The following is a 25,707-nucleotide window of genomic DNA, read 5'->3' as shown; positions in this document are numbered from 1 at the left end:
GCTGCTTCTGCTTCTGCCTCCGCTTGTGCTGCTGCTTCAGCTTCTGCCTCTGCTTGCGCCGCTTCTTCTGCTTCTGCTTCCGCTTGCGCCGCTTCTTCTGCTTCTGCCTCCGCTTGTGCTGCTGCTTCAGCTTCTGCCTCCGCTTGTGCTACTGCTTCAGCTTCTGCCTCTGCTTGCGCCGCTTCTTCTGCTTCTGCCTCCGCTTGTGCTACTGCTTCAGCTTCCGCTTCTTCTTCTGCTTGCGCTGCTTCTATATTTTCACTTGCTTGATTATTTTCATTCAATTCATCTTCATTAGCTGATTTATTATCAGGTACTTGTACAACTGGTGCACCTTTTTGTTCAACATTTGATTTCTTTATAGTTAACATTTGATCAATAAAAATAAGATCTGATTCAAGATTATTCCATTCTTTCAAATCAGTAACCGTTACACCTAGTTTATATCCGATACTAGATAATGTATCGCCCTTTTTTACTTTGTATTGTTCGTTAAGAATTAATTTTTGATTTGGATGAATAAGAGATGACTTTAAATTATTTAAATCAAATAATTTGTCAACAGTCGTTCTATGTTCTTTTGCTATATTCCACAAGTTATCGCCATTTTGAACCTGATACTCCGCTGCTGAAACATTTGAAAGACAAGAGCCGCCTAAAACGACACCCGTAGCAACTGTAGCTACTAATTTTTTCATTATGTAGTCCCCCTATAAATATTCGACAAATTCAATAATAGCACATTTTACCAAACAATAAGTTACAAAAATATTAATAGTTTATTACAAACGATATCGAAATAAGTAATAATTTAATGTTAACATCCTAAACCTTGCCATTTTATTGCGTCATTCTTTTACCTTAATTCTATTTTTCTACTTTCAATCTGATTTAAATCATTCTCCAGCTGATTCACACAAATTACTCCCCGTCTTTTTCCAAAGCATTCAATACACCTACCTTTTACATTTCTTGTTATGCCACCTCCTCCAAAAAGAGTGATATTTCCTCTTTCTATCAAAACCAAACGTCATTTTACAGGTTTTTTTACGGATGGTTCTCTATGATAAATTCCTTTTCCGGTTAAAATAAATTACCAGTTTTTTTTCCTGTTACTTCTAGCATTTCAAAATTTTAAGTAAGATAGGACAAGATGGATTATCACAATATAATACAAAGATAATTCTCTATTTTGTGATGTAAACGCATTCATTTATTATTTAGCAATTGTTATGATTTTAATCAAAGGAGGCGGCATTGTGTTAGGAGAAAGAGAAGAGATTATTTTTAACGCATTGATTAATGACACATGTATTACAAGCTCAGAGCTCGCAGATAAATATAATCTTTCTCGCCGACAGCTGGGCTACACCTTTCAAAAAATAAATATGTGGTTAAAAGATAGCCGTTTACCCGAAATTGAACGAACCAAGAAAGGTCAATTTATTATTGATCAATCTATTTTAACTGCAACCGTGAAGCAAGACGCTGTTGCAGACTCCAAATTCCAGGATGGAATCATGTCAGAGCAGGATCGGGTAAAATTTCTTACCATGGCTATATTAGGGCGAACAGAAACAATTTCATTAAACGGGTTAACGAACCTGTTAGACGTCAGCAAGAACACTATTCTAAATGATATGAAGCATGCGCAGAAGCTGTTGAATGCTTACCAATTGGAAATCCAGCATACAAGAAAAGACGGATATCAGATTACAGGAAACGAATTTCAAGCCCGTAAAATGATGATAGGACTCGCAAATGAATTAATCCTGCATGATGACAACAAGAGTAAACTGCAGGAAGTTCTGATGCTTGAGGATGAGCTGCTTGCACAGTTCGAGCGCCGTTTAGAGCGGGTTGAACAAAAGCTTACCATTCAGTTCACTGATGAAATTATGATGACACTTCCAGCTATTTTTGTCTTAATCCTGAGAAGAATTCAAAAAGGATATTCGATTAAGCCTTTATTTATCCGCTATGATGAACTCTCCAATACAAAGGAGTATCAAGCAACGGAAGAAATACTATATGACAAAAATCTGCCGACACCTGAACGCATCTTTATTACGCTCAATTTGTTAACCGGAAGCGTCCACCGAAATTCATGGATGGCCGAGGATTACATTCCTGACCTGGTACCAGCCATTGATAAAATGGTCCGGCTCTTTGAAAAGAATGCCTGCATCAATTTTCACGATCGAAAACAGTTGATTGATAAGCTTCTGCAGCATTTAACACCAGCATATTATCGGATCAAATATCAGCTGACAGATTCCATTCTTTTTGAAGATAACGATAATGAAGAATTCGAACAGATCCGCCATTTGGTCCATTTAGCAATTACACCGCTTGAAGAAGTGATAGAAAGCAAGATTCCCGAAAATGAAATCACTTATATTGTTATGTTGATTAGCGGCTGGATGCATAAACAGGGAGAAAGCATGGCTCAGAAAATAAAAGCACTGGTCGTATGCCCGCGGGGAATTTCCGTTTCCCGTTTAATGTTCCAGCAGCTTCGTGAGTTGTTTCCTGAATTCGTATTTCTGGATTGGCTGTCTGTCAGAGAGTTTTTACATTACGAGCTGGATTACGATATTGTTTTCTCGCCTGTTTCATTAGAAACAGATAAAAAATTATTTATCTGTAAACCGATTCTGCGTACGGAAGACAAACAGCGTATTCGTAAACAGGTCATGCTAGAGGTGTATGATTACATCCCGAATGAAATCAATGTAGATGATTTGATGGCTAAAATTCAGCTGTATGCAAATATTTCCGATAAAAAGAGTCTGCGGAAGGAACTCTATGCTTTTATCCACAGGGATAAAAATGCTTCCGTTACAAAACAAGACGCTGCAGCAGAAGAAAAGGATTTACATGATTTTCTGACAGTGGATCATATTACGCTGAGAGAATCTGTCGCTTCTTTTGATGAGGCCATTCGGTTATGCGGAGCTCCATTGCTTACAAATGGATACATTACGCCGCATTATATTGATGCAGCCATCCAGCATTCGAAAGAAGATTCGTATATTGCGATTGGCGAACACGTGGCTATTCCACATGCTACACCGGAGGAAGGTGTCAAAAAAGTTGGCATGAGCCTGTTAAAAATTCGTAACGGCGTGCCGTACGGGGAAGAAAATCATCAGATTCACTTGATGATTATGATTGCTGCAGCAGACAAAAAACAGCATATTCATGCACTGATGCAGCTGATGAAGATTGCTTCCTCGCCCAGTCTGTTACCTAAACTGACGCAAGCGAGTTCCAAAGAATATATTCACAAGTTGATTCAAGATTATATCATTGATCAATAGTTAAGGCAGGAGTGTTATTTCATGAGTGAATTACGTTTTGATAAAGAAGTTATTTTAATGCATTTAGAGGCAGCTGATTATACAGAAGTTCTTCAGCAAATGGGAGAAAATTTAGCAAAACATCAGTATGTCAAAGACAGCTTTATTCCAGCAATTGTAGAAAGAGAGAAAGAATTTGCAACGGGATTACCGACAGCTGGAGTATCTGTGGCTATTCCGCATACAGATGCTGTTCATGTTAATCATAAAACCATCAGTATAGCTACCTTAAAAAAACCAGTAGATTTTGTCATTATGGGAGAAGAATCGGAGACCACTCCTGTTCAAATCGTATTTATGCTGGCAATGGATGAGCCTCATTCACAATTGAAGCTTCTGCAGGATCTAATGAAGATTTTTCAAGAGGAGAACTTTCTCAATCAATTACTTCAGACAGATAATGCATCAGAAATGCAGAAACAACTGGCTGACAAGCTGGACCTGCCAAACTTTAAAGGAGGTGAGAAGCTATGAAACAAGTACTTGTAGCTTGCGGAGCAGGAATTGCTACATCCACTGTAGTGAATAATGCGATTGAAGAATTAGCAAAAGAAAATGGCGTAAAAATAGATTTAAAACAAATCCGGATTGCAGAAGTAAGCACCTATGAAGATACAGCAGATCTATTGGTTACTACTGCAATGACAAAGAAGGAATATCCCTTCCCTGTTATCAACGCCCGTACGTTCCTGACAGGAATTGGTGTAGAAGATACAAAGAAACAGATTTTAGAAGAATTATTAAAATAATATCTTGCTGCTCTGTTCTTGTTAAGGGATAGAGCAGCATCCTAACCCATAGGAGGGAAAACTAATGCAAGGATTTGTTGATTTTATACAAGCATTTCTAGGCTTGGGAGCTACTGTCATTTTGCCCGTTGTCATCTTTTTACTTGGACTTTTATTCGGCCAAAAGCCTGGAAAAGCTTTTCGTTCTGGGCTGACGATTGGTGTTGCATTTGTAGGTATTTTCCTTGTCATCGACTTATTGACCTTAAACCTCGGCCCTGCAGCACAAGGAATGGTAGACAGACTCGGCGTCAGCTTAAATACCATTGATATTGGCTGGCCGGCTACTTCATCTATTGCATGGGTATCGACGATTGCTGCTTTTATTATTCCTTTAGGATTAGTTGTAAACGTCGTCATGCTATTAACAAAAACAACGAAAACGATGAACGTTGATATTTGGAACTTCTGGCATTATACCTTTATGGGCGCGATTGTTTATACCGTATCCGGCAGTATCGTGCAAGGACTGATTGCGGCAACTTTATTCCAAATTGTCTGTTTAAAAATAGCAGACTGGACGCAGCCGATGGTACGTGATTTTTATGAAATGCCAGGCGTCTCCGTGGCGACAGGAAGTACGATTTCGTATGCGCCTTTTATTTTTGTGGTTAAAGGAATTCAAAAAATTCCTGGTCTCAATAAACTTCATGCCGATCCAGACTCCATCCAAAAACGTTTTGGGGTATTTGGGGATTCCATGGTTATCGGTTTGATTCTTGGTGCTGCGATTGGCGCTTTAGCCGGCTACGGTGTCGGTGAAATTATCAATATCGGGATTTCGATGGCTGCCGTTATGGTACTGATGCCGCGAATGGTAAAAATCCTTATGGAAGGATTAATGCCTGTATCCGAATCAGCACGTGCATGGCTCAATAAACATTTCGGCGACCGTGAAATCAATATCGGTCTGGACGCTGCTGTTCTTCTGGGACATCCGTCAGTTATTGCTACGGCTTTGATTTTAACGCCAGTCACTGTTTTGATTGCTGTTATTTTACCAGGTAATGCCGTGCTTCCTTTTGGAGACTTGGCAACCATTCCATTTGTTATAGCTTTTGTTGTCGGAGCTTCTAAAGGAAATATTATTCACTCTGTTATCGTCGGCTCGTTCATGATAGCGGTTTCTCTCTATGTAGCAACGGATATCGCTCCATTGTTCACGGATATGGCAATGAGTGCAGACATTAATCTTCCGGAAGGTTCTGCACAGGTGTCCAGCATTGACCAGGGAGGTAATATCGTTAACTGGATAATCTGGAGATTCTTTGACTTATTTAATTAATGAAAAGATTGATTCGTATCAATAGTTACTTTTGATATGGAACTAGCAGAAAATAAGGGTATTACGAAATATTATCCAGGTATCTTCATTCTTTCATGAAACGAGATTCTATCATCTTTTTTCTGCTTTTCTATATAGTTGATTTGAAAATATATAATACGAGGAGAATAGATCATGAAAGCTCTTGTAAAAACAGAACTGGGATATGGGAATTTACACATGCAAGATGTAGAGGAGCCTGTTGTATCCAGTCATCATGTAAAAATCAAAGTAGCTTGTGCAGGTATCTGCGGCTCCGACATCCATACCTACGAAGGCCATTATAAAGTCGCTGTCCCAGTTACCTTAGGACATGAATTTTCTGGAGAAATCGCAGAGATTGGAGATGGCGTTACCAAGTTTAAAGTAGGAGACCGTGTTACCTCAGAAACTACCTTCTATATCTGCGGAGAATGTAAGTATTGCCAATCAGGAGACTACAATTTATGCAATCACCGTAAAGGGCTGGGAAGTCAAATAAATGGCGGCTTTGCTAAGTATCTTATCGCGCGTGAAGAAAGCCTTCACCACCTGCCAAAAGAAGTGGATGACCAGTCTGGTGCAATGGCAGAGCCTTTGGCATGTACATATCATGCCATCCAAAAAACAGAAATACGCGAGGGTGATTTAGTCATTGTTCTCGGGCCGGGTCCAATCGGTTTACTTGCAGCCCAAGTAGCCAAAAGCAATGGTGCAGATGTTTTAATTGCCGGTCTGACAAATGATCAGATTCGTCTGGATAAAGCAAAAGAAATTGGCATCGATTATGTCATTAATCTTCAAAAAGAAAACTTGAAAGACAAAGTAAATGAGCTGACAGATGGGTATGGTGCAGACGTACTTTTAGAGTGCTCCGGCTCGATTCACGCAGCCAATCAGGGTCTTGATTTATTAAGAAAAAAAGGACACTATGCGCAAATTGGTATTTTCCCGGAAGCTCAGGTTTCCCTTGATATGGAAAAAGTCATTCAAAAGGAAATACAGGTAGTTGGAAGCAGAAGTCAAAAGCCTGCCGACTGGGAACCCTCCATCCATTTAATGAAAGAAGGAAAAGTAGATGCCAAAAGTCTGGTAACACATGCATATTCTATCAATCAGTGGGATAAAGCTTACCAGGCAATAAAAAGCGGGGAAGCCATCAAAGTCATGCTCACCCCTCTGGATGATTAAAGTGTCTGAAATATAAATCGAAATGAGGTTTTAATATGGTTGATATGTTTTTAGATTTTATGCTCGGTCCAATGCGCGGCATCAGTCAATTTTATTTTGAATACCAGGTTATCTTCAATTCCATTGTCGTTGGTATTGCTGCCTATTTCTTAGTAAAAAGAAGTAAGAAATCAAATCAATCGCATTAGAGAGGAGTTCTGACTTGAAAGCTCTAAATTTATACGATATAGAGGATTTACGTTATGAAGAAGATACACCTATTCCTCAAATTATTCGTGAAGAGGACATTCTTATTCAGGTACAATCCGCCGGCATATGCGGTTCAGATTTATCCCGCTATAAAAAGCTTGGTCCTTATGTTCCAGGAACCACTTTTGGCCATGAATTTTCAGGAGTGGTAGCTGCTATGGGCAGTGCGGTAACACAATGGAAAGAAGGCGACCGCATAGCTGCTTGCCCGACCTTTGCCTGCGGGAATTGCATCTACTGCAGACAGGGATTTCCAACCCGCTGTACAGACCTGACCGTTATTGGCGCAAAACAGCCGGGAGCTTATGCCGAATACGTGGTCCTGCCTGCATCTCACGCGCTACCGCTCCCGGATGAAATTGATTTTGACACTGCCTCCCTGCTGGAACCATCTTCTGTCGTGCTGCACGGTTTTTACCGTACCTCTATCCAGCCAGGTGCAGCAGTAGCAATCATGGGCGTTGGCAGTATTGGGCTTCTTTCCGTGCAGTGGGCAAAAATTTTTGGATCGGCAACCATTTTCGCCATTGATATGGATGAAAACAAACTAAAAATCGCTAAACAGCTGGGCGCTGATATTCTGATTAACCCGCTGAAAGAAGATACAGAAACGGTTATAAAAAAACATACCGCTTCCTCTGGTGTTGACCTGGCCGTAGAATCAGCAGGTTCTCCCCTGACAAGCGAGCAGGTGCTAGCGCTCCCTAAAAAAGGTGGAGAGGTTTTATACTTAGGTATTCCCTATGGCGATATTACCCTCCACCGCTATTATTTTGAAAAAATCGTCCGAAATGAATTGCAGATCTTAGGTGCCTGGAATGCATTATCTGCACCTTTTCCAGGGAAGGAATGGACTACGGGACTCTATTATATGAAAACAGGACAGCTAGATGTAAAGCCGATGATTTCTCATCATCTTCCGCTGGAGAAAGGTCCTGAGATTTTCCAACAGCTTATGCATAAAGAAATAGACGCTGTGAAAGTTCTTTTTCATCCTTAGGCTGTGAAATTAAAAAAAAGAAGCCGGAAACAGAGCTCCGACTTCTTTTTTGCTGCTAATTAAGCTGTACACAGTTCTTTCTTTCATTTACCTGCATGATGGCATATTACCGATTCTCCTTAATAAATATACTCCCTAACGGCAATCTCAAAATACGATTATACAGCTTTTGATAAAAAGAAATATCATACGTATCCGTTCCATCTATATTATCCATCATTCGAAATGGGACAAAAAACGTATTCACCTTCATATCCGGATTCACAGCCAGTCCATTTCTTTCATAAAAACGGATTCGCCGAAGCCTCGTTGCCTGGTCCTTCTCATCCTTCGCAGCATCCGGATCCTCCACCTCCAGTAAAATACCATCAGGAAACAACGCATTTAACTGACGAATGAGTTCACTGCCAAGGCCTTTTGATTGATATTTTGGAAGAATAGCCAGATATGCAATAAAAACACCTTTAAACCCAGGCGCCTTCTGATAAATAGCATAGCCATATTTTTCTTGCCCATCCGTAAGATAGACAGCTTCCCAAATGCTCTTTTTGAAATTACGCCGTATCACAAAACGGGGAAATAACTCCCCCCGGCCAAATTCCTGTTCTAAATAATTATAAATAACTTTTATATTGATATTTGTTACATTCATTTTTTCTAAATAGTATTTCTTCGATTGCATGATAATCCTCCAGTTTTTATTGCAAGCATTACTTAGATCTTTTGCGCTTTTCTTGTCATTCGCTGTAAAATACGATCCTTCTAGTATCAGCTGTCTCCTGTTGAACATAATAAAATGAGACCGCACAACGATCTCATTTTATTTCGTCCCAAAAGGTACCACTAGCTACGTATGAGACACAACCATCTCCGCATTTCCTTTTAAAGAAAATGCTTTTACCGTATGAGGAATAACAAAATGATCTCCTTTTTCAATAGCAAAGGATGTATCATCTATCGTAATCGAAGCTTCCCCTTTGATCACACTCACCTGCAGAAAATCTTTATCTCTTTCCATCATGGCGTCTCCTTGTAAATCCCAATGATAGACCGTAAAATAAGCTTCCTCAACAAGTTTTTGGACTGTCAAATCCTCTATTGCTTCCTGAAGTGTTCCCACACTCGGATCTTCATGAGGTACATTGGTTACTTCAGCAGCCTGTTCGAGATGTAATTCCCTTGGCTCCCCGCTGGTATCCGTGCGGTCATAGTCATAGACACGATACGTAATATCCGAGCTTTGCTGTGTTTCTAAAATGACAATTCCTGCACCAATGGCATGAATGGTTCCGCTTGGCACATAGACAAAATCTCCTGCAGTTACAGGTACGCTTTTCAACAGCGTATCCCATTCACCGTTTTCCATTGCTTGCTTCAGCTCTTCCCGGCTGTCGGCATGATGGCCCAAGATTAATTCTGCTCCTTCTTCCGCATCCAGTACGTACCAGCATTCTGTTTTTCCATAAGGAACGCCCTCTTGTTTCTGGGCATAGATATCATCCGGATGAACTTGAACAGAAAGATTTTCATTCGCATCCAGGATTTTAACTAAAATCGGGTACGTCTCTCCTGCAGCCTCTGCTCTATTAAATAATTCCTTATGGTTTTCCCACGCATCTTGAAGTGTCCTGCCCTCGAGCGGTCCATTTTTGATTTGGCATGGTCCGTTCGGATGAGCGGAAATAACCCACGCTTCGCCCGTACGTTCATAAGGCGTCGAATAACCGAATTCTGTTTGAAGCTTCCTTCCTCCCCAAATTCTTTCCTGCAAAACCGGTTCTAAAAAAAGTGGTTCATTATACATACAGATCCTCCTCAGAAAAATCTTGCTTCCCCTAAAATTTCTTATTGTTACCTGTTGTTCTATTCTTTTAAATGAAGCCTGCTTCCTTTAGTATAGCTTCTTTTATTGAACTTCCTCAAGCAGTTTCCCTATTCCTTCGCTTTGCACTTCTCTTGTTGCATATTGTAGCGATATCACTTTCCGGGGAAATGAACTGCTGCCAGGTTATTTCAATTTTTCGATGAAACCTCTCTCTTCATCGCTGCATTCCAACAGTATTGCCGTTTTGTCATCAGCATACTTAAACCGCGGATACCTTTGCAGATAGATATCGCTTTCTTCTTGCTGTACAACATATTTCAACAACCGTTCAATGCCATACTCCATCGCATACATTGCCGTATCTCTCCAAACATCGCCATCCACTCCATAGAGCTGCATCCCATCTGTAAGCAGCAGAACCTTTTCCACCTGTTGAAGCGGAATTCTTCCATAACTTAAAAAATCCATCGCTTCCGCTGTACCATCCATAATGCTGTAACCCTGAACTGTATTTAACTTCCTTCGATTCGCGGCCAATGCAGGAATAATCTGTTCTTTCTCCTCTTGATAGACCTTTTGAAAAGCTTCTCCACTGACATCTGCGCCGATTCTCCCGGAAATAGCTTCATATAAATCAGAGATTACCTTTTCATCCAGTCGCATAACATGATCATAGGAAAGCGCCTGTATTCCGCCATCCTGATACTTTACAAAAATCATGCAATCCCCGGACTGTGCATACTCCATATACGTTTCATGTATTTGTATTGCTGCAATCCCGCAGGTGCTGCGTTTTTCTTTTGAAATGGCATTGATTTCCTGACCCAGCTCCTGTTTTGTCCTCTCCGCCAAATCTCTATTTCCTTGATGAATCAAGTCGATGAACGAAGCACCAGTATTCCTGTTATCTAAGCGATGCTGCATGGTTTCTGCTGCTATTTTCCCTGGCAAGCCTCCTACTCCAGTTGCCCCGTCAATCACTGCAAACAGCTTTCTTCCCAAATTTTCTACATAGGCATCTTCATTTGTCGGAGCACTTCCTTGCTTATGTACTTTTGATATGTGAATCATTCTATTCCTGCTTTCTTTGTTGATCAGATTTTAAATCAAATGAATAACCCTTTCCTTAGTTTAACATGCGAAAAACGTCTCCATGCATAAAAAACTATCACCTGTCCATCAGATGATAGTTTTCTGCTTTCTTATTCTGCTCTTGATTTTGTAATGATTTTCCCGTCCGTGCCTACTCTCCGAATAAACAGCGCCAGAATAAATGCTAAACCGATAATCAACAAGGAGATAAAGAACGAGAAGTTAATGCCGTGAAGCATTGCCTCATTCATTATTTCTGTCTGCATCTGCTCTGCTGCTGCACCAGTCGGCATTTGTGACGGATCTATATTTTTCATTGCTTCCTCAGCAAGCGATTCTGCCTCACTGTTCGTCCGGCTGTTCATCACCGTAATCAGCAAGGCCGATCCAATAGCTCCAGATACCTGCTGCAGCGTATTGTTCATCGCCGTGCCGTGCGGGTTTTGATGCATCGGCAATTGGTTTAGCCCATTTGTCATAACAGGCATCATTACCATCGACATTCCAAAGGAACGAAGCGCAAAAATGACCATAAGCGATGTGATCGTAATCTCTAAATCCAACTGTGTAAAGAAGTACGTTGTCACACCTGTAATCACGAGCCCGACAAGTGTCAATGTACGGGCGCCGAACTTATCGAATAACCGTCCGGTAATCGGCGACATGATTCCCATCACCAGTGCACCTGGAAGCATTAACAACCCTGCTTCAAACGGGGTAAATCCGCGGACAGTCTGCACATATAACGGAATTAAAATCATTCCTGAAAATAATGCCATTGCCAATACAACAGAAATGGCTGAAGATAAGGCAAACATCGGGTAACGAAAAATACGGAACTCAAGCATTGGATCTTCCATACGTAATTGACGAAGAATCAGTGCGACAATACTAATTACACCAACAATCAATGTCATATAGACAGCCGGATGACTCCATCCCATCTCTGAATCTCCAGCTGAACTAAATCCATACAATAAACCGCCAAATCCTAAGCTGGACAAAATAATTGATAGAACATCCAGCTTGATACCACGCTGGGGCGTAATATTTTTCAGCTTGAATACGCCGATTAATAAGGAAATCACAGCAATTGGGAAGACCACATAAAATAGCGTTCTCCAATCAAAGTGCTCCACAATCCATCCAGATAATGTTGGCCCAATCGCCGGCGCCACAATCATTACCAGACCGAAAGTTCCCATTGCCGTACCGCGCTTTTCAATTGGAAAAGCAGTCAGCATGACATTCATAAGCAATGGCATCATTACTGCTGATCCTGCTGCCTGAATCAACCTTGCCAGTAAAAGAATGGAAAAGGTCGGTGAAATAGCCGCTATTAATGTACCTAATGTAAACAATGTCATTGCGGTTAAAAATAACTTTCTATTTGTAAAACGCTGAATCAAAAACGCACTTGCCGGAATAAGAATTCCGTTCACAAGCATATATCCATTCGTCAGCCATTGAACCGTCGTCGGACTTACTTCAAATTCTGTCATTATTGAAGGCAGTGCTACGTTTAATAATGTTTCATTTAAAATAGCTACAAACGCCCCGATAAATAAAATAGCAATCATCCCGTAAGGCGGTTGTTTATGCATTTCTTTTATGTCTGTCATTATATACCCTCACTTTCTCTCCATAGGAAAAATCATGTTTCCTTCTGTCTGTTATGTTAAAATTTTTGTTGCACTGAAATACGTTTCTATGCTGCGTAGTGCTTTTCTGACATACAAATAACGGCATTAAGAAGAGGGTTAAAAAACATTTATTTGTTGTTTCAAAGCAGCCTCTCACTTAAGACTTAACTATTTTATACCTGTAGTCCAATAAATGCAACATAAATCTTTCAATGATTTTAAAATGTTGATATATCAAGGGATGTAGACTATCATAAATCTTGTACACTTATTCTATTTTCGCAAAATTTTATATAAAGGGACGGTTACATGAACAAGAAAAAGAAACAAATTATTGAAGCTGCACAAACGCTTTTTATTAAGAAAGGGTTTTCTGCGACTCCAATCCAGGATATTTTAGAAGCAGCCAATGTATCAAAAGGAACATTCTATAATTATTTTTCTTCCAAAACGGAATGCTTAATGGCCATTTTGTCATTTATCAAGGAGGAAGTTATCCACGACCGCCATCAGCTTGCTCTTGGAAAATCCTCCTCAGACAAAGAGGTTTTTGTTAAACAGATTGCTGCCCGTTTTCATATTGATAAAAAACATAACCTGATGGCCTTGTTCGCTTCTTTGGCCAGTTCAGATACAGCACATCAAGAATTAAAAGAATTCCTAAACCAGCAATACCTGGAGGAAGTCACGTGGATGGCTGAACGGATTTGTGACGTGTTCGGTGCTAAGAAACAAAAACACGCCTATGACGATGCGGTTACCTGCTTTGGCACCATCCATTTAACCTCTAAAATATTAATGGATATCAACAAAACAGAAATTCCGATAGAAGAAACGATTTATTTTGCTCTCGGGCAGATTGAACGAGCAAACTTACATCCGCCCTTTTTACAGGCTGACTATTTTCTCCCCTACCATCAGATAAAGGATGCTGGAGAGCAAGACAGCAAAGTGGAATTACAGCAAATATTAACAGCGTTAAACTGCAGAGTAGACAAGCTGAAAAATGATAAACTGACATATTATCATCACTTTTTACTAGAACAGCTCAAATTAGAGAATCCCAATTTATTTTTGATGGAAAGCGTCATGAATTCCTATCAGAACGCCTTATTGCATACCGAATTAGAGGATAAGGGAAAATATATTCAAATACTGTTTACGCAATTCATGGAGGAGAAAAGGGAAAATAGCTAACAATCGTTTTCCTTTCCAGAGTTAGAAAAGGTTTATTTTCCCAAAATAAAGAAAAAATCGCATACATTTTGATGTTGCAGCTAATTTACAAAACCTTTGTGAATGTTATAGACTATAAGTTAGAGTTTGAGATAATTTACCCATATTTAAGAAAGGTGGTGAAAACGTGAAAAAGATATACACTTTGCTTTCTATTTCCCTGCTATTCTTTTTGATTGCTTGTTCCCAGGAAGCAAGTGAGGATGAGGTTGTTGAAAATGTACTAAGTTCCCATCGTGATGTGAATCAATACGCAGCTGACTTTACAATTGATACATCTGACCTTACCAGAACGACAAGCTATAACATAGAAGTTCAAGTGACAGAGGACCCTGCAGCACTGCATCAGATTTCTACAGCGGAAGCGGATGGAGAAGTAACCTCCATCGAAACGTATCGTGCCGGCGAGGAAATTTATACACAGGAAGCAGATAATCCTTGGGTAGTGAGAGAAGCGGAAGAAAATGAACCTTTATTCAGCCCATCCTACAGAGAGGTTGTTTCTGTCCTGGAAGCTGTCATTGATTATGCTGAATTTGATTCGGAAGGCGGAACCTACACCTTTCATTATGATGGCTTTGAACGGGATATTTATGAAGCATTTGAAGGCCCATTCAATATTCTGTTAGGCGGTTCGGATATTGCTGATGAGGACATGACTTTAGATTACACCTTTGAAGTAAACAAGAAGGATTTCTATATTGAGAATTTAGAATACAACCTCTCCGTTGAAAATGAAACCGGCAATGTAGATATAAATATTCTTGTAAACTATGATGATGTAAATAATGTTGATGACATTGAAATACCTGATGAAGCGGTTGAAGAAGCATCTTAACCAGATGCAGTTGATACCGGTATCAGGTTTCGTTGAAATAAATGTGCAATAGAACCTCTTCGTAATGCGCTAAAGCTTTATAAGGGGTTCTTTTTATGCAGGCAAATTCTAGATTGGCCTCTTAGAAGCACACAAATTAGACAGGTCCAGTAATTTTTCTGATTGCATAGAAATAATTATAAAATTCATTTTTAAAAAATAATAGTTATTAATTTTTGAAAAATAAAAACATTTTATGTTTATTTATTATTTTGAATATGGTAAACTATTTTTATGAGATACATAATATGTTAAAAATATAAACATAAGGAGGGTTGTCATGGCACCTATTTATGAAATAACCGGGAAAACCATGGCAATATTGCCAGGAACAACATCCAAATCCGCATCAAAAGTCCTTGAATCAAATAATGAACATATGCTTACTTTCAAAGAAAAACCCTTTGAAATCATTGAGCAGAACTGCATAAAAAATCTGTCTTCTTATGCTGGAAGAAGAGCTTCTGTTCTTCATTACACAAGTTATACACAAAAAACCCCTGTCCCCGTCAGCGTTGCCCGGGGAATTATTGTATTTCCGACGCAGGGGCTTTCCAATAAAAAGTGTGTATGGATTTTTTACCAGCATGTTTCCAAAATCATAAAAAAAAGCGATGGAAGTGATATCATATTCAAAGATGGTACAACGTTATTTTTAAAAATCTCTAAAAAGCAATTAAATAATCAACTTTCGCGCTGCAAGCGGCTAAATGGAATCATTGAAAACATCGAAGAAAATGGGGTGCCGCCTTCAGAGGATCCATCTGAAGCATTAGGCAGGATTCTTAGTACGCTGATTCAAAAAGAACCTGTTGAGCCTCAGAAGTAAGCGTGACGTTTTTTAACAATCTCACAGCAAGACAATCACTCACAGGAATCATTCTTCTGAGTTTTTCACCTCATAAGTCTGGTTGCTCTTGTTCTGTGTATTGTTTGATATTTTCTAAATCAGAACGTTCACCATAGGAAATTGCTATATCCCGGCCTTCATAACAAGGATATCCTCTCTTGCCTCCTCTACAAAATACCCCCCTCTTTTTTTAAGCTTATTAGTAAACCAATAGAAAAACGCTCCCTCCTTCAGGTTAAAGGAAAGAAGCGTTTTTACATTCGTTATAAATAGAATAGCCTTGTCCAACAGATTATTTTTTCTAGCTGAATTAAGACCATTAAAAATGATAAATCACATCATCAATAAGCCTTAACCACACCACCATCTATCAATAATGTCTGTCCGGTAACATACGTATTTCGATAGGAGCCTAAGAAGACGGCCGCATCTGCAAATTCCTCCGGCGTGCCGTATCGGCCGATTGGGATCGACGCCTGGACTTTATTTTTCCAATCCTCTAATGCAACCTGATTCTTTTCCGCATTTTTCTCATCGAGGCTCCGTAACCGGTCCGTCTCAATTTTTCCTGGTCCTACGATATTAATTAATATATCATTTGCCGCATAATCCGCTGCCAGCGATTTGCAAAGAGCCTGGACACCGCTTCGAAAAATATTAGACAGCAGCAGCTCGCTGATCGGCTCTTTAATAGAAGTAGAGGCGATGTATAAGATTCTCCCCTGTCCATTCGTCTTCATCAAAGAAATCGCTTCTTTCATCGCCCGGACAGCACTCATCAAGGTTAACTCAAAGGCATCATACCAGTCCGTTTCCTCACTGGATTCAAAATCAATAACCGGCGGTCCTCCTGCATTGCTTACCAATACATCAAGCACGCCAAACTGTTCCTTCACAAAAGCAAATAAACGGGCGATATCTTCCTTTTTCGAAACATCTGTAACAAATGGAATTACTTCGCTGCCCGTCTGATTGGAAAGCTCAGCTGCTGTTTTTTTCAGAGTATCCTCATTTCTGCCGGTAATTATAACAGAAGCCCCTTCTTCCGCATACCTATTGGCAATTTCTCTGCCAATGCCTCTGCTGGATGCTAAAACAAGTACTTTTTTGTTTGTTAGTTTTAAATCCATTGAATATCGCTCCCTTTCATTGTTATTCATCATAATATCATATACGGTGCAAGTTATAGAAGGCTGACGCAGGTATTCATTAAATGGGCAAAAGCCCAGTTCTTATGTGAAATTAGCTTTGTCTGAAAAGCAAAAATATGTAAAGGGAATCCAATTAATTGACAGCTCCCTTAGGTTCCGTGGTGCTTGACCAAATCAATGAAAAGTATTCCACACTGACCGATTCCTTATGGAAAAATTTTTCCGATGAAGAATTACATGAGCTGCATGGATATTATAAAAAATGGTAGATAATCTAAAAGAATACAGAATAGATAAGGAGAAATGATGTATGTCTGAAACAGAACAAATTGCAGTTATCACTGGTGCTGGAAGCGGCATGGGACGCGCTTCCAGCCTTAAATTGGCTGAGCAGGGCATGAAATTAGTCTTAGTTGACTTCAATGAGCAAACCGGAGAAGAAACACTCCGCCTGGTGAAGGAACAAGGAGGAGAAGGCATTTTTGTCAAAGCGGATGTTTCCAAAAGTGAAGACGTGCAGAATTATGTACAAGAAGCCGTTAAAGCCTATGGCCGCATTGATGTCTTCTTCAACAATGCCGGTGTCATCCAAAAGCCTTATTTATTGGCGGATATCCCGGATGAAGAATACGATCGCGTCGTTTCTATCAACTTTAAAGGGGTATTCCTGGGAATGAAATATGTATTAAAAATCATGGAAGAACAAGGTTCCGGTGTAATTATCAATACATCGTCAAGCTCAGGACTGCGCGTGGAACACAGCTTAGCAGTCTATTCTGCAAGCAAGCATGCCGTGGTCGGCTTGACAAAATCAGCTGCAAAAGAATATGCCGATAAAGGAATCCGTATCAATGCAATCTGTCCTGGCGGTGTGGAAACAAACTTGGTATCCGGCTTCCAAAAAACATGGGAAGAAACCGGAAACACACCGAAAATTGACTTTCCAATTATAGGACGCATGTCCGAACCAGATGAGATTGCTGATGTGGTTGCCTTTCTGGCTTCCCCAGGTGCCAGCTATATGACTGGATCTGTCCTTGCCGTTGACGGCGGGTTGACTTTATAAAAGGATCATTCCAATTAAGCAAAGGAGCATCGTATTGATGGACAACGCCACCATGAAAAAAGCATTACACGCATATGTTGATGCTTTCAACGCAAACGACATCGAACGTTTAATAGCTTTATTTTCAGATGAAGCAAGTGTGGAGGATCCTGTTGGCACACCGCCAAAAACAGGACGTAAAGAAGTGGAAGCATTTTACAAAGAAAGCATATCCGGCGCCAGGTTGGAGCTATTGGCGCCGCCGCGCGGATCTTATCGTAACGCAGCAGCCATTACATTTGCGGTTCACACAGAAAAGGAAGGCCAGCCAATCCGAATCGACGTCACCGATGTCATGACATTTGATTCCAACGGGAAAATTGCAACAATGCATGCCTATTGGGGGCCGGACGATATTCAACAGCTTTAATGCTGCTGATCGCATGGAATAAAATAGATATTACTACACTCTCCTACCAGGCAAGACAGGAGTGTGTAACAAGCTTGCATGGACAGAGTATATAATTTATGGAAAAGGATGATTACAATGGGAAGATTAACAGGCAAAGTAGCAATTATCACCGGGGCAGCTAATGGGATGGGAGCTTCAGAAGCAAAGCTTTTTGCACAAGAAGGAGCAAAAGTAGTCGCAACAGATATTAATGATAACGTATTAGATGAGGTAATCAACGAAATTAAAGAAAATGGCGGAGATGCCATCGGCCTAAAACATAATGTGACATCAGAGGATGGATGGAAACAAGTTATCCAGGAAGCTGTAACACATTATGGAAAAATTGATGTGCTCGTAAACAACGCAGGTGTATCCAGTCCGAAAACCATCGCACAAATGGAGATGGACGAATGGAATAAAGTCATGGATATCAATTTAAACGGCTGTGTTATCGGGATGAAATATGTTATTCCGGAAATGCAAAAAGCCGGCGGCGGCTCCTTGATCAATATTTCCTCTAAAGGAGGAATCGTTGGGATGGCTGGTTCCAGTCCATATACAGCAGCTAAAGGGGCATTACGATCTCTATCGAAATCTGCAGCTGTAGAATATGGCAAAGATAAAATCCGCGTCAATTCCGTTCACCCTGGTATCATTGAAACACCTATGACAGCAGATTCCTTTGCAGATGCAACACCTTATTATCAAACATTCACACAGCTTCCTTATTTCGGAAATCCGGAAGATGTGGCATATGGGGTGCTGTTCCTTGCATCGGATGAATCACGCTTTATGACTGGAGCTGAACTGGTTATTGACGGCGGCTGGACTGCGCTTTAATACCGTTTAGTATTTACAGGAAAGAAGTTTTCAACTAGAAAAAGAACCTCTTTATATGGAAGCTCTGATTTTTCAAAAATCACATTCCATATAGAGAGGGTGTTTTTCTTTAGGCGGATGAAGAGTGCTTCAAAGAAGAGATATCCAAAGACTACCATAGACGCTGTTACCTGATTTATTGTACGAAAGTTGAAATGGTTGCTGCTTGTTCATCATTAATTTCATTATCTCTCAGGGATAGCTCTAGTCCCAATACATTTGCTAATTTTAATAGTGTGATTAATTTAGGGACATCTTTTCCGCTTTCCATCCGACTGATTGTTTTTTGCGGAACATTAGATAATCTGGATAGTTCACGTTGAGAAAAGCCTTTTCTATCTCGGGCAGCAATTAACTTCCCTACAATTTCCAGTGAGATAAACAACTCCAAATCTTCTTTTGCTAAGTTTTTTCGAACATCTTCAAAGTTGTGCATACTTTCACCTCTTTCATTATATTTATGTTATATAACACCTATTTCCACTTAGGAATTTTCATTTTATTTATTACTTATTTTAAAAAATTATAATTCATGATTATTTATCCAGTCATTTCTTCGATTCTCTGCTCGGATAATTTCATTCTCAGGAGTTTGATTTGATTTCTTTTTAAACTGATTTGTAAAGACAATGTTATCCTCTAAAAAATAAAAGAATAAAACTCGATTATTGTTTAATCTTAGCTGCCATATTTTGTCCCTTTCAATTTCTTAATATCTTTTCTTTTTATTTCACCTGAGTGTATTTTCTTTCCATTTTCTTTCAACATAATTTGAAGTTGGTAAAATTTACGCCAAGTAATCTGGTCATACTTCTGAATTTCTTTAAGCCATTCATAAACTGGCTGATGTCCGTTACTATCCTTATAATAATGAATTTCCATCATGATAACCTCTAATTTTAAGAGATACTTTTTGATACCTTTATGTTATCAAGATGTTTATATGATAACATAAAGGTATCAAAAAGAGCAAACCATTGCATTTTTTACTTTTCATATAAAGTGAAAGTTCCTTCAGCGGGGGCTTTTCGATGATCCTCCATGATAAACTTTTTCTTTTGTGAGGTTATTTTATAATATATTTAAATCGTAATCAAAACAGTGAATTTCTATTTTAAGGTATATATATCTGTTTAAATATCTTTTTTATCTAGTATATTCTACTTTTTTGAGTTATAAATCATATTAAATTCTAAAATCTAATTGATTTTAATATTAATTTGCTTTCCAGATATTACGATGTATTAAACCATTTTCCCGAAGATATTGAAGTATTGTTGATAGAGATGTACGTAAAATATCCATTACATAAGCTGTTATTCCAAGAAGCAATCAAAACAAAATTGTTTATGTATCGTATCTGATTATATAACTGGGGACATTATACTAAATAGGACGATCTCGGTAATTTTAATATAATGTCCCCACAGTATTTATCTTCTAATATCAATTATGAAAATAAGTTTCATCCAATCCAGCTAAGATTTACGGCCAGTTATAAGTCGATAAATCAGGATGATTAAAGCCACAACTAATAGGATATGCACAAGGTTTCCTGCAATGTCTCCGATGAATCCAAGCAACCATAAAACTAGAATAACGATGATAATAGTCCAAAGCATAATCTGACCTCCTCCTTTCTTCTTTCAAAGCTATTCCCTTTTCTTATTTTTGGTAAACAAAAATGTCATTTTTTAAATGGGAGGTCAAACAGCCCGTAACGGACTGATCGGTTCGACTAAAACAAAGTAACCAAGATAAGTAACATAAATATAATCATTAAATAATTAACCGAATATAAGAAATTCCATTGCGCCCATTTTCGAACATCCTTCATCCAAAATCCAGCAAGCGCTAATATAATCCAGCTAACGTTAAGAATAGCAGCAATAACGATAAAGAGAACTCCTAATTGTGCTATAAGAAACGGTAACGGCAGCAGGCAGGTGACATATACAAGCATTTGCCTTTTTGTCATTTCAAATCCATATACTACAGGGAGCATCGGAACTCCTGCCGCACGATACTCCTCACTTCTTTTTATTGCGATAGCAAAGGTGTGTGGAATTTGCCAAATAAATAGGAGTAAGAAAATCGTCAAAGGAACCGGATGGACCGCCGAATCCACAACTGCCCAGCCAATCAGCGGCGTAACAGCCCCAGAGATACTGCCAATAATCGTATTTAGCGTATATTTTCTTTTCGACCACATTGTATATAAAACAACATACGTAAACCAGCCGATAAATGCATATAAAGTGGTTTCCAAGTTAACAGCAAGAAGGAGGATAAATCCCAACGCAGTTGTACCAATACCAAGTGTTAATACTTGTTTGTCCGTAAAATGTCCTGTTACCGTCGGCCGCTTTTTCGTTCTCTCCATTTTGGAATCAATATCGGCATCAAACCAATTATTTATAATCAAAGCTCCGGCCATCACGAAAGTCGATCCAATGAGAGCAAGTATAAAGAGAAACCAATAATTATAGAATCTGGCATTTGTTATATAAATAGCCAACACAAAGCCTGTTATTACCGGAAGAACATTTGCGGCTAGTACATTAAATTTTATAAGTAACTTAATATCATTTAAGAAATCAGATTGTTTTTTTCGTTCCATCATTCATCACCCTTTTAAACGTATTCCACCTTTATATTCCGGGTTCCTTTTACTGCCTATATTGAATTTAATAGTAGCTTAAGCTAAACTTATTATGAAATCTAAAAGAAAAGTCAGGTGACGAACATGGCAAATTTCACTCATTTTAATGACGATGGACGAGCAAAAATGGTCGATATTTCTAACAAAAATGAAACAGCTCGAAAAGCCATTGCAAGATCCAGTATACAGATGAATCAAATCGTTTATGAAAATATTACACAGCAAAAAATTAAAAAAGGAGATGTATTGTCCGTTGCCCAGGTTGCAGGAATTATGGCGGCGAAACAAACTTCCTCTTTAATTCCAATGTGTCACCCAATTCCTATTAGCGGCGTTGATTTATCTTTTGAATGGGTTCATACGGATAAGGAAATGTATGAGCTTCTCATCGATGCTGAGGTAAAAACAGTGGGAAGTACCGGGGTAGAAATGGAGGCATTAACCGCCGCTTCCGTAACCGCATTGACCGTTTACGATATGTGCAAAGCAGTAGACAAAAGCATGGTTATCGGCCAAACCTACTTACTTGAAAAAAGCGGCGGTAAAAGCGGAGATTATAAAAGATAATTCAGAGGAGAACTCCGCTTTCCTTTTTCCCTATGCGTAAAGATGATTATTTACTCCAATCCATAGAGCCTGTATTGCCAGCTTACGGGCTCTGCCAGCGTTTTAATCATTTGGTTTCATTCGATTAATGATTAACAGCAGTAAAAAAGATAAACCAATGCTAATTAAAACATAATACCAAGCAAGTGTTGTTTCTCCTGTTTCTATTGCCAAATAAATCGCGGTTGGGATGGTTTGCGTTTTTCCAGGTATATTTCCAGCAAACATCAATGTGGCACCGAACTCTCCAAATCCCCTTGTAAATCCAAGCACCGCACCTGTAGTAAGGGAACGATACGACAGCGGAAGGATTACCTTTATAAGCGCAGTCCAATCTCCCGCACCATCCACTTTCGCAGCCCCTACGATATCCTTATCAACCGCTAAAAATCCTGTTTTGATGGATTGATAGATTAATGGAAAGGCGACAACGATTGCTGCAATGATTGCTGCTGTCGATGTAAACAATATACTCTTGCCAGCTATATCCTCTATGAATTGACCAATCCAGCTATTTGTACCGAATATCATAATAAGAAAAAAGCCTACAACTGTCGGCGGCAGCACCAATGGCAGAAAAAAGACTGTCTCTATAATTGCCTTCCCTTTTCTATCTTTACGAATGATCCAAAAAGCAGATAAAATGGCTAAAAGAAATGCAATTACAGTTGCGATGGTTGCTACATAAAATGATAATTGAACAGGATGCCATGACCATTGCATGCTACTCACCTACTCCACTGGTTGAAATCCATTATTTTCAAATACTTCATTAGCTGCTTCACTAGATATAAATTGGCAGAAAGCATCTTTTGCCTGCTCCACGCCTTCTTCCTTTTCCTCACTTTGAAGCGCAGCAATATAATACTCAATTGGAGAGTGCAGGCTTGAATCAAAGGTTTGGACGACTGTTACATCTTTTTCGTCATTTACATCACTGGCATACACAATTCCAACGTCTGCAGCGCCTTCTTTTACCAACGTAAGCACCTGCGTAACATCTTTCGTATATATAAGCCGGCTCTGCTCTTCCAACTGCTCCCATACGTCTAATTCTTGCAGCGCTTCTTCTGCATAGGAACCTGCTGGAACTGCATCTGGTGTGCCGATTGCCATTACCTGATTTCCTGCCATAAAATCATTCAGAGAGGCTATATCCCCTTCTTTTGGTTTGATTAGAACGAGTTGATTTGTAAGTATTGCTTTTCCATTATCCACACTGTCTTGATCAGCTAATTTTTCATAGTCAACACTTGACGCAGAAAGAAAAATATCAACCGGAGCTCCCTGTTCAATTTGTTTCCGTAATGAACCAGAACCGCCATAGTTATAAGAAATGTGAATGTCAGGATATTCCTCTTCAAACATTTCCGTCAGTTCTGTTAAACTTGCTGTCATACTTGCAGCAGCAGAGATCGTTAATTCGGTTTCACTTCCACCCCCTTGAGAGCATCCTCCAGCAAGCAAAATTAAAATAACAATAAAAATAGAATACTTTCTCATATGAAACATCCTTCTTATCTCTGTTCTAAGTCCTTATGGATTTCTCTGACCATATGTCCGACTTCCGGCAAAATGATTTTTTCCATTGCTAATGTTACCGCACCAGTTGACCCTGGAATGGAAAAAATAACGCAATGGTTACGAACCCCGCAAATCGCTCTCGATAAGATACTGGCCGTTCCAATATCATATTGGAAACTTAAATGTCTGAACAGTTCTCCAAAGCCTGGAAGCTGTTTTTCAAATAATGGCTCAATCGATTCGATGGTGACATCTCGGTGAGATATACCTGTCCCGCCATTTACAATAACCGCCTCGATTTCCCCGCTGAAAACCGTTGTTTCTACTGTCTTCCGAATATGATCTTCATCATCTGATATAATTTCATAAAAGTTCACTTGATGTTCATGATTTGTTAATAAATCAATGATTTTCTTTCCACTTTTATCGGTTTCTTTTGTTCTTGTATCGCTAACTGTGATAACAGCACACGAAATATGTTTAGCTGCATGTTTTCGATGCGTTGTCTGCATTTTAACCCACCTCTAATTATTTTCATTTTTTGGACCAGCAATCCACTTATAATAATCCTCCCGCAGATTAATATTATAAAAGCATTTTTCCTCTTTCATCGGGATGTATCTTACGTTTAAATTCTCCAGTAATCGATGAACGGATAATATTTCTTTTTGAAGCTGCTCCAAAATAACTTCTTTTACACTATGATGATAAATAGAAATAAGCGGTTGGATTTCCCCTGAAACTACTGGCACGACCGCATCGATATTCTCTTTTTCATAGGATAATAACGTATGGAAAATAGCCGTATTTATAAACGGCACATCGATTGGTGCCGTTATATACCAATCTGCTGACAGATATTCCATTCCCGTATACATCCCAGCTAGCGGACCTGCTCCTTTAAAATACTCGTTATCTGTTATGATTGCTAAATCATCTGCTTCCTCATCGAATAATGCTTTCAGTTCTGTATTGGTTATCATCACAATGGAGACCGTGATTTCCCTCAATGAATCGACAGAATACTGATAGAAGTATTTCTCATCCATCCGAAGAAAAGCCTTTGGACTGCCAAACCTTCTCGATTGCCCCCCTGCCAGCAGGAGACCAGCTATGTTTCCCATACAATGCACCTCCTTGTGGTAAATTTCACAAATTCGTAAAGGAAAGAAAACCAACTAAAAAGATACGAGTGTTAAAATAGAAATAAGATGTTACATCCATAAAGGAGTTGATTGCTATGCAAACAAGCGCGTTATTACAATCAAAAACGGGAAAAGACAGTATCTCAGAAGAGCTTAGAGCAGTTTTACATTCAATCGGCACGGTAAAAAGTATGGAAAAACACATGTATCTCTTTCATGAAGGCACAGAATCAGAACAAATATTTATTATTAAATCCGGACTGGTCCAAGTTTCCAAATTAACAGCGGACGGGAAAGAAATGATTCTTCGTATTTGCAAACAGCAGGACATTATTGGCGAGTTAACAATTTTTAGTGATGATTCCAGATATATGCTGAGTGCTAAAATTATTGATAGCGGCGAAGTATTAGTTATTCAAAAAGATCAATTAGAAAAAGCATTAATGTCAAACCCGCATTTAACATTTGAATATTTAAAATGGACGAGCAGCCATATGCGTAAATACCAATCCAAAATTAGAGATTTATTGTTGAACGGAAAAAAAGGTGCATTATATTCAACCATCATCCGTCTTTCGAATAGTTACGGCATAAACAAAAAAGATGGCATACTAATCGATTTGGTCCTCACCAATCAAGAATTAGCTAAGTTTTGTGCTGCGACCCGGGAAAGCGTTAACCGGATGCTCGTCGATTTAAGAAAACGTGATATTATATCTATGGATAAAACTGGCCGTATTTTTATCAAAGACATCGATTATTTACGAGACCAAATTGGCTGTGAAAACTGCCCAATTGAAATATGCAATATCAATTAGCTGGTGC

30 protein-coding genes are annotated in these 25,707 nt (G+C 39.2%); 15 read left to right on the top strand and 15 right to left on the bottom strand.

Going from position 1 to position 25,707, the window contains the following annotated elements; all coding sequences use genetic code 11:
- Nucleotides 1–698 (bottom strand): LysM peptidoglycan-binding domain-containing protein (locus tag ACFO3P_RS17150; protein ID WP_379542558.1); only part of this gene is annotated, 698 nt, incomplete at its 3' end.
- A 561-nt stretch (nt 699–1,259) separates the two neighbouring features.
- On the opposite strand from ACFO3P_RS17150, the gene ACFO3P_RS17145 reads away from it, so the two are divergent.
- The 7 genes from ACFO3P_RS17145 (at nt 1,260) to ACFO3P_RS17115 (ending at nt 7,893) form a co-directional block, all read left to right on the top strand.
- A complete protein-coding gene (locus ACFO3P_RS17145) occupies nt 1,260–3,323 on the top strand; it encodes a BglG family transcription antiterminator (protein ID WP_289585362.1) in 2,064 nt (687 codons plus the stop codon).
- Between the two features lie 21 nt (nt 3,324–3,344).
- The gene (locus ACFO3P_RS17140; protein WP_256705051.1) at nt 3,345–3,836 is read left to right on the top strand and encodes a PTS sugar transporter subunit IIA; all 492 of its coding nucleotides are present in this window, start codon (nt 3,345–3,347) and stop codon (nt 3,834–3,836) included.
- Nucleotides 3,833–4,111: a PTS sugar transporter subunit IIB gene (locus tag ACFO3P_RS17135; protein ID WP_042529862.1), complete on the top strand. Its 279-nt coding sequence runs from the start codon at nt 3,833–3,835 to the stop codon at nt 4,109–4,111. The genes ACFO3P_RS17140 and ACFO3P_RS17135 overlap by 4 nt, the downstream gene beginning before the upstream one ends.
- A gap of 64 nt (nt 4,112–4,175) precedes the next feature.
- Nucleotides 4,176–5,435: a PTS galactitol transporter subunit IIC gene (locus ACFO3P_RS17130; RefSeq protein ID WP_289585363.1), complete on the top strand. Its 1,260-nt coding sequence runs from the start codon at nt 4,176–4,178 to the stop codon at nt 5,433–5,435.
- Between the two features lie 174 nt (nt 5,436–5,609).
- On the top strand, nt 5,610–6,644 hold the full coding sequence (locus tag ACFO3P_RS17125; RefSeq protein ID WP_289585364.1) for a zinc-binding dehydrogenase: 1,035 nt from the start codon (nt 5,610–5,612) through the stop codon (nt 6,642–6,644).
- Nucleotides 6,645–6,679: 35 nt separating this feature from the next.
- The gene (locus tag ACFO3P_RS17120) at nt 6,680–6,832 is read left to right on the top strand and encodes a hypothetical protein (RefSeq protein ID WP_175296999.1); all 153 of its coding nucleotides are present in this window, start codon (nt 6,680–6,682) and stop codon (nt 6,830–6,832) included.
- 14 nt (nt 6,833–6,846) lie between these two features.
- Nucleotides 6,847–7,893 (top strand): galactitol-1-phosphate 5-dehydrogenase, encoded by a 1,047-nt coding sequence (locus ACFO3P_RS17115; protein WP_289585365.1) that lies wholly within the window; start codon nt 6,847–6,849, stop codon nt 7,891–7,893.
- Nucleotides 7,894–7,999: 106 nt separating this feature from the next.
- Here ACFO3P_RS17115 and ACFO3P_RS17110 read toward each other — a convergent pair whose 3' ends face one another.
- The 4 genes from ACFO3P_RS17110 to ACFO3P_RS17095 all read right to left on the bottom strand — a co-directional run bounded on the left by ACFO3P_RS17110 (nt 8,000) and on the right by ACFO3P_RS17095 (nt 12,432).
- Nucleotides 8,000–8,575: a GNAT family N-acetyltransferase gene (locus ACFO3P_RS17110; RefSeq protein ID WP_289585366.1), complete on the bottom strand. Its 576-nt coding sequence runs from the start codon at nt 8,573–8,575 to the stop codon at nt 8,000–8,002.
- Nucleotides 8,576–8,740: 165 nt separating this feature from the next.
- On the bottom strand, nt 8,741–9,697 hold the full coding sequence (manA, locus tag ACFO3P_RS17105; RefSeq protein ID WP_289585367.1) for a mannose-6-phosphate isomerase, class I: 957 nt from the start codon (nt 9,695–9,697) through the stop codon (nt 8,741–8,743).
- Nucleotides 9,698–9,901: 204 nt separating this feature from the next.
- A complete protein-coding gene (locus ACFO3P_RS17100; RefSeq protein ID WP_289585368.1) occupies nt 9,902–10,789 on the bottom strand; it encodes a protein phosphatase 2C domain-containing protein in 888 nt (295 codons plus the stop codon).
- 131 nt (nt 10,790–10,920) lie between these two features.
- Nucleotides 10,921–12,432, bottom strand: a complete 1,512-nt coding sequence (locus ACFO3P_RS17095) for a DHA2 family efflux MFS transporter permease subunit (protein WP_289585369.1) — start codon at nt 12,430–12,432, stop codon at nt 10,921–10,923.
- Between the two features lie 330 nt (nt 12,433–12,762).
- Here ACFO3P_RS17095 and ACFO3P_RS17090 point away from each other — a divergent pair, with 330 nt between their 5' ends.
- From ACFO3P_RS17090 to ACFO3P_RS17080, 3 genes are all read left to right on the top strand, one after another.
- Nucleotides 12,763–13,650, top strand: a complete 888-nt coding sequence (locus ACFO3P_RS17090) for a TetR/AcrR family transcriptional regulator (RefSeq protein ID WP_193065466.1) — start codon at nt 12,763–12,765, stop codon at nt 13,648–13,650.
- 166 nt (nt 13,651–13,816) lie between these two features.
- Entirely contained in the window at nt 13,817–14,527 is a 711-nt protein-coding gene (locus ACFO3P_RS17085) for a DUF6612 family protein (protein WP_289585370.1), read from the top strand.
- Between the two features lie 319 nt (nt 14,528–14,846).
- Nucleotides 14,847–15,395, top strand: coding sequence for a competence protein ComK (locus tag ACFO3P_RS17080; RefSeq protein ID WP_212928907.1), 549 nt, complete (start codon nt 14,847–14,849; stop codon nt 15,393–15,395).
- 362 nt (nt 15,396–15,757) lie between these two features.
- On the opposite strand, the gene ACFO3P_RS17075 is transcribed toward ACFO3P_RS17080, so the two are convergent.
- Nucleotides 15,758–16,546 carry an SDR family oxidoreductase gene (locus ACFO3P_RS17075; protein ID WP_289585371.1) on the bottom strand — a complete coding sequence of 263 codons (789 nt, stop codon included), beginning with the start codon at nt 16,544–16,546 and terminating at the stop codon, nt 15,758–15,760.
- A 331-nt stretch (nt 16,547–16,877) separates the two neighbouring features.
- Between ACFO3P_RS17075 and ACFO3P_RS17070 the strand changes: the two genes are divergently transcribed.
- The 3 genes from ACFO3P_RS17070 (at nt 16,878) to ACFO3P_RS17060 (ending at nt 18,906) form a co-directional block, all read left to right on the top strand.
- Nucleotides 16,878–17,633: an SDR family NAD(P)-dependent oxidoreductase gene (locus ACFO3P_RS17070; RefSeq protein WP_289585372.1), complete on the top strand. Its 756-nt coding sequence runs from the start codon at nt 16,878–16,880 to the stop codon at nt 17,631–17,633.
- 37 nt (nt 17,634–17,670) lie between these two features.
- Nucleotides 17,671–18,042: a nuclear transport factor 2 family protein gene (locus tag ACFO3P_RS17065; protein ID WP_175296998.1), complete on the top strand. Its 372-nt coding sequence runs from the start codon at nt 17,671–17,673 to the stop codon at nt 18,040–18,042.
- Nucleotides 18,043–18,159: 117 nt separating this feature from the next.
- Nucleotides 18,160–18,906, top strand: a complete 747-nt coding sequence (locus ACFO3P_RS17060; protein ID WP_289585373.1) for an SDR family NAD(P)-dependent oxidoreductase — start codon at nt 18,160–18,162, stop codon at nt 18,904–18,906.
- A gap of 175 nt (nt 18,907–19,081) precedes the next feature.
- On the opposite strand, the gene ACFO3P_RS17055 is transcribed toward ACFO3P_RS17060, so the two are convergent.
- From ACFO3P_RS17055 to cyoE, 5 genes are all read right to left on the bottom strand, one after another.
- The gene (locus ACFO3P_RS17055; RefSeq protein ID WP_193065460.1) at nt 19,082–19,381 is read right to left on the bottom strand and encodes a helix-turn-helix domain-containing protein; all 300 of its coding nucleotides are present in this window, start codon (nt 19,379–19,381) and stop codon (nt 19,082–19,084) included.
- 87 nt (nt 19,382–19,468) lie between these two features.
- Nucleotides 19,469–19,636, bottom strand: a complete 168-nt coding sequence (locus ACFO3P_RS17050; RefSeq protein ID WP_379542561.1) for a type II toxin-antitoxin system RelE/ParE family toxin — start codon at nt 19,634–19,636, stop codon at nt 19,469–19,471.
- A complete protein-coding gene (locus ACFO3P_RS17045; RefSeq protein ID WP_193065459.1) occupies nt 19,624–19,830 on the bottom strand; it encodes a hypothetical protein in 207 nt (68 codons plus the stop codon). Before ACFO3P_RS17045 ends, ACFO3P_RS17050 begins: the two co-directional genes overlap by 13 nt.
- 593 nt (nt 19,831–20,423) lie before the next feature.
- The gene (locus ACFO3P_RS17040) at nt 20,424–20,567 is read right to left on the bottom strand and encodes a lmo0937 family membrane protein (protein WP_193064652.1); all 144 of its coding nucleotides are present in this window, start codon (nt 20,565–20,567) and stop codon (nt 20,424–20,426) included.
- Between the two features lie 116 nt (nt 20,568–20,683).
- Nucleotides 20,684–21,565: a heme o synthase gene (cyoE, locus tag ACFO3P_RS17035; protein WP_289585074.1), complete on the bottom strand. Its 882-nt coding sequence runs from the start codon at nt 21,563–21,565 to the stop codon at nt 20,684–20,686.
- Nucleotides 21,566–21,691: 126 nt separating this feature from the next.
- Here cyoE and moaC point away from each other — a divergent pair, with 126 nt between their 5' ends.
- The gene (gene moaC, locus ACFO3P_RS17030) at nt 21,692–22,174 is read left to right on the top strand and encodes a cyclic pyranopterin monophosphate synthase MoaC (RefSeq protein ID WP_193064651.1); all 483 of its coding nucleotides are present in this window, start codon (nt 21,692–21,694) and stop codon (nt 22,172–22,174) included.
- 102 nt (nt 22,175–22,276) lie between these two features.
- On the opposite strand, the gene modB is transcribed toward moaC, so the two are convergent.
- The 4 genes from modB to ACFO3P_RS17010 are packed head-to-tail and all read right to left on the bottom strand — an operon-like array spanning nt 22,277 to nt 24,861.
- Nucleotides 22,277–22,936: a molybdate ABC transporter permease subunit gene (gene modB / locus ACFO3P_RS17025; RefSeq protein WP_084612838.1), complete on the bottom strand. Its 660-nt coding sequence runs from the start codon at nt 22,934–22,936 to the stop codon at nt 22,277–22,279.
- Between the two features lie 9 nt (nt 22,937–22,945).
- Nucleotides 22,946–23,716 (bottom strand): molybdate ABC transporter substrate-binding protein, encoded by a 771-nt coding sequence (modA, locus tag ACFO3P_RS17020; protein ID WP_042529820.1) that lies wholly within the window; start codon nt 23,714–23,716, stop codon nt 22,946–22,948.
- A 14-nt stretch (nt 23,717–23,730) separates the two neighbouring features.
- Nucleotides 23,731–24,249, bottom strand: a complete 519-nt coding sequence (locus tag ACFO3P_RS17015; protein WP_289585073.1) for a MogA/MoaB family molybdenum cofactor biosynthesis protein — start codon at nt 24,247–24,249, stop codon at nt 23,731–23,733.
- Between the two features lie 12 nt (nt 24,250–24,261).
- Nucleotides 24,262–24,861 carry a molybdenum cofactor guanylyltransferase gene (locus tag ACFO3P_RS17010; protein ID WP_042529817.1) on the bottom strand — a complete coding sequence of 200 codons (600 nt, stop codon included), beginning with the start codon at nt 24,859–24,861 and terminating at the stop codon, nt 24,262–24,264.
- Between the two features lie 116 nt (nt 24,862–24,977).
- On the opposite strand from ACFO3P_RS17010, the gene ACFO3P_RS17005 reads away from it, so the two are divergent.
- Nucleotides 24,978–25,700, top strand: a complete 723-nt coding sequence (locus tag ACFO3P_RS17005; protein ID WP_042529815.1) for a Crp/Fnr family transcriptional regulator — start codon at nt 24,978–24,980, stop codon at nt 25,698–25,700.
- The last annotated feature ends 7 nt before the right edge of the window (nt 25,701–25,707 follow it).

It is taken from the genome of Oceanobacillus aidingensis (genome assembly GCF_042654105.1).
Lineage (GTDB): Bacteria > Bacillota > Bacilli > Bacillales > Amphibacillaceae > Oceanobacillus > Oceanobacillus oncorhynchi.
This window is presented reverse-complemented; position numbering and strand designations above follow the sequence as displayed.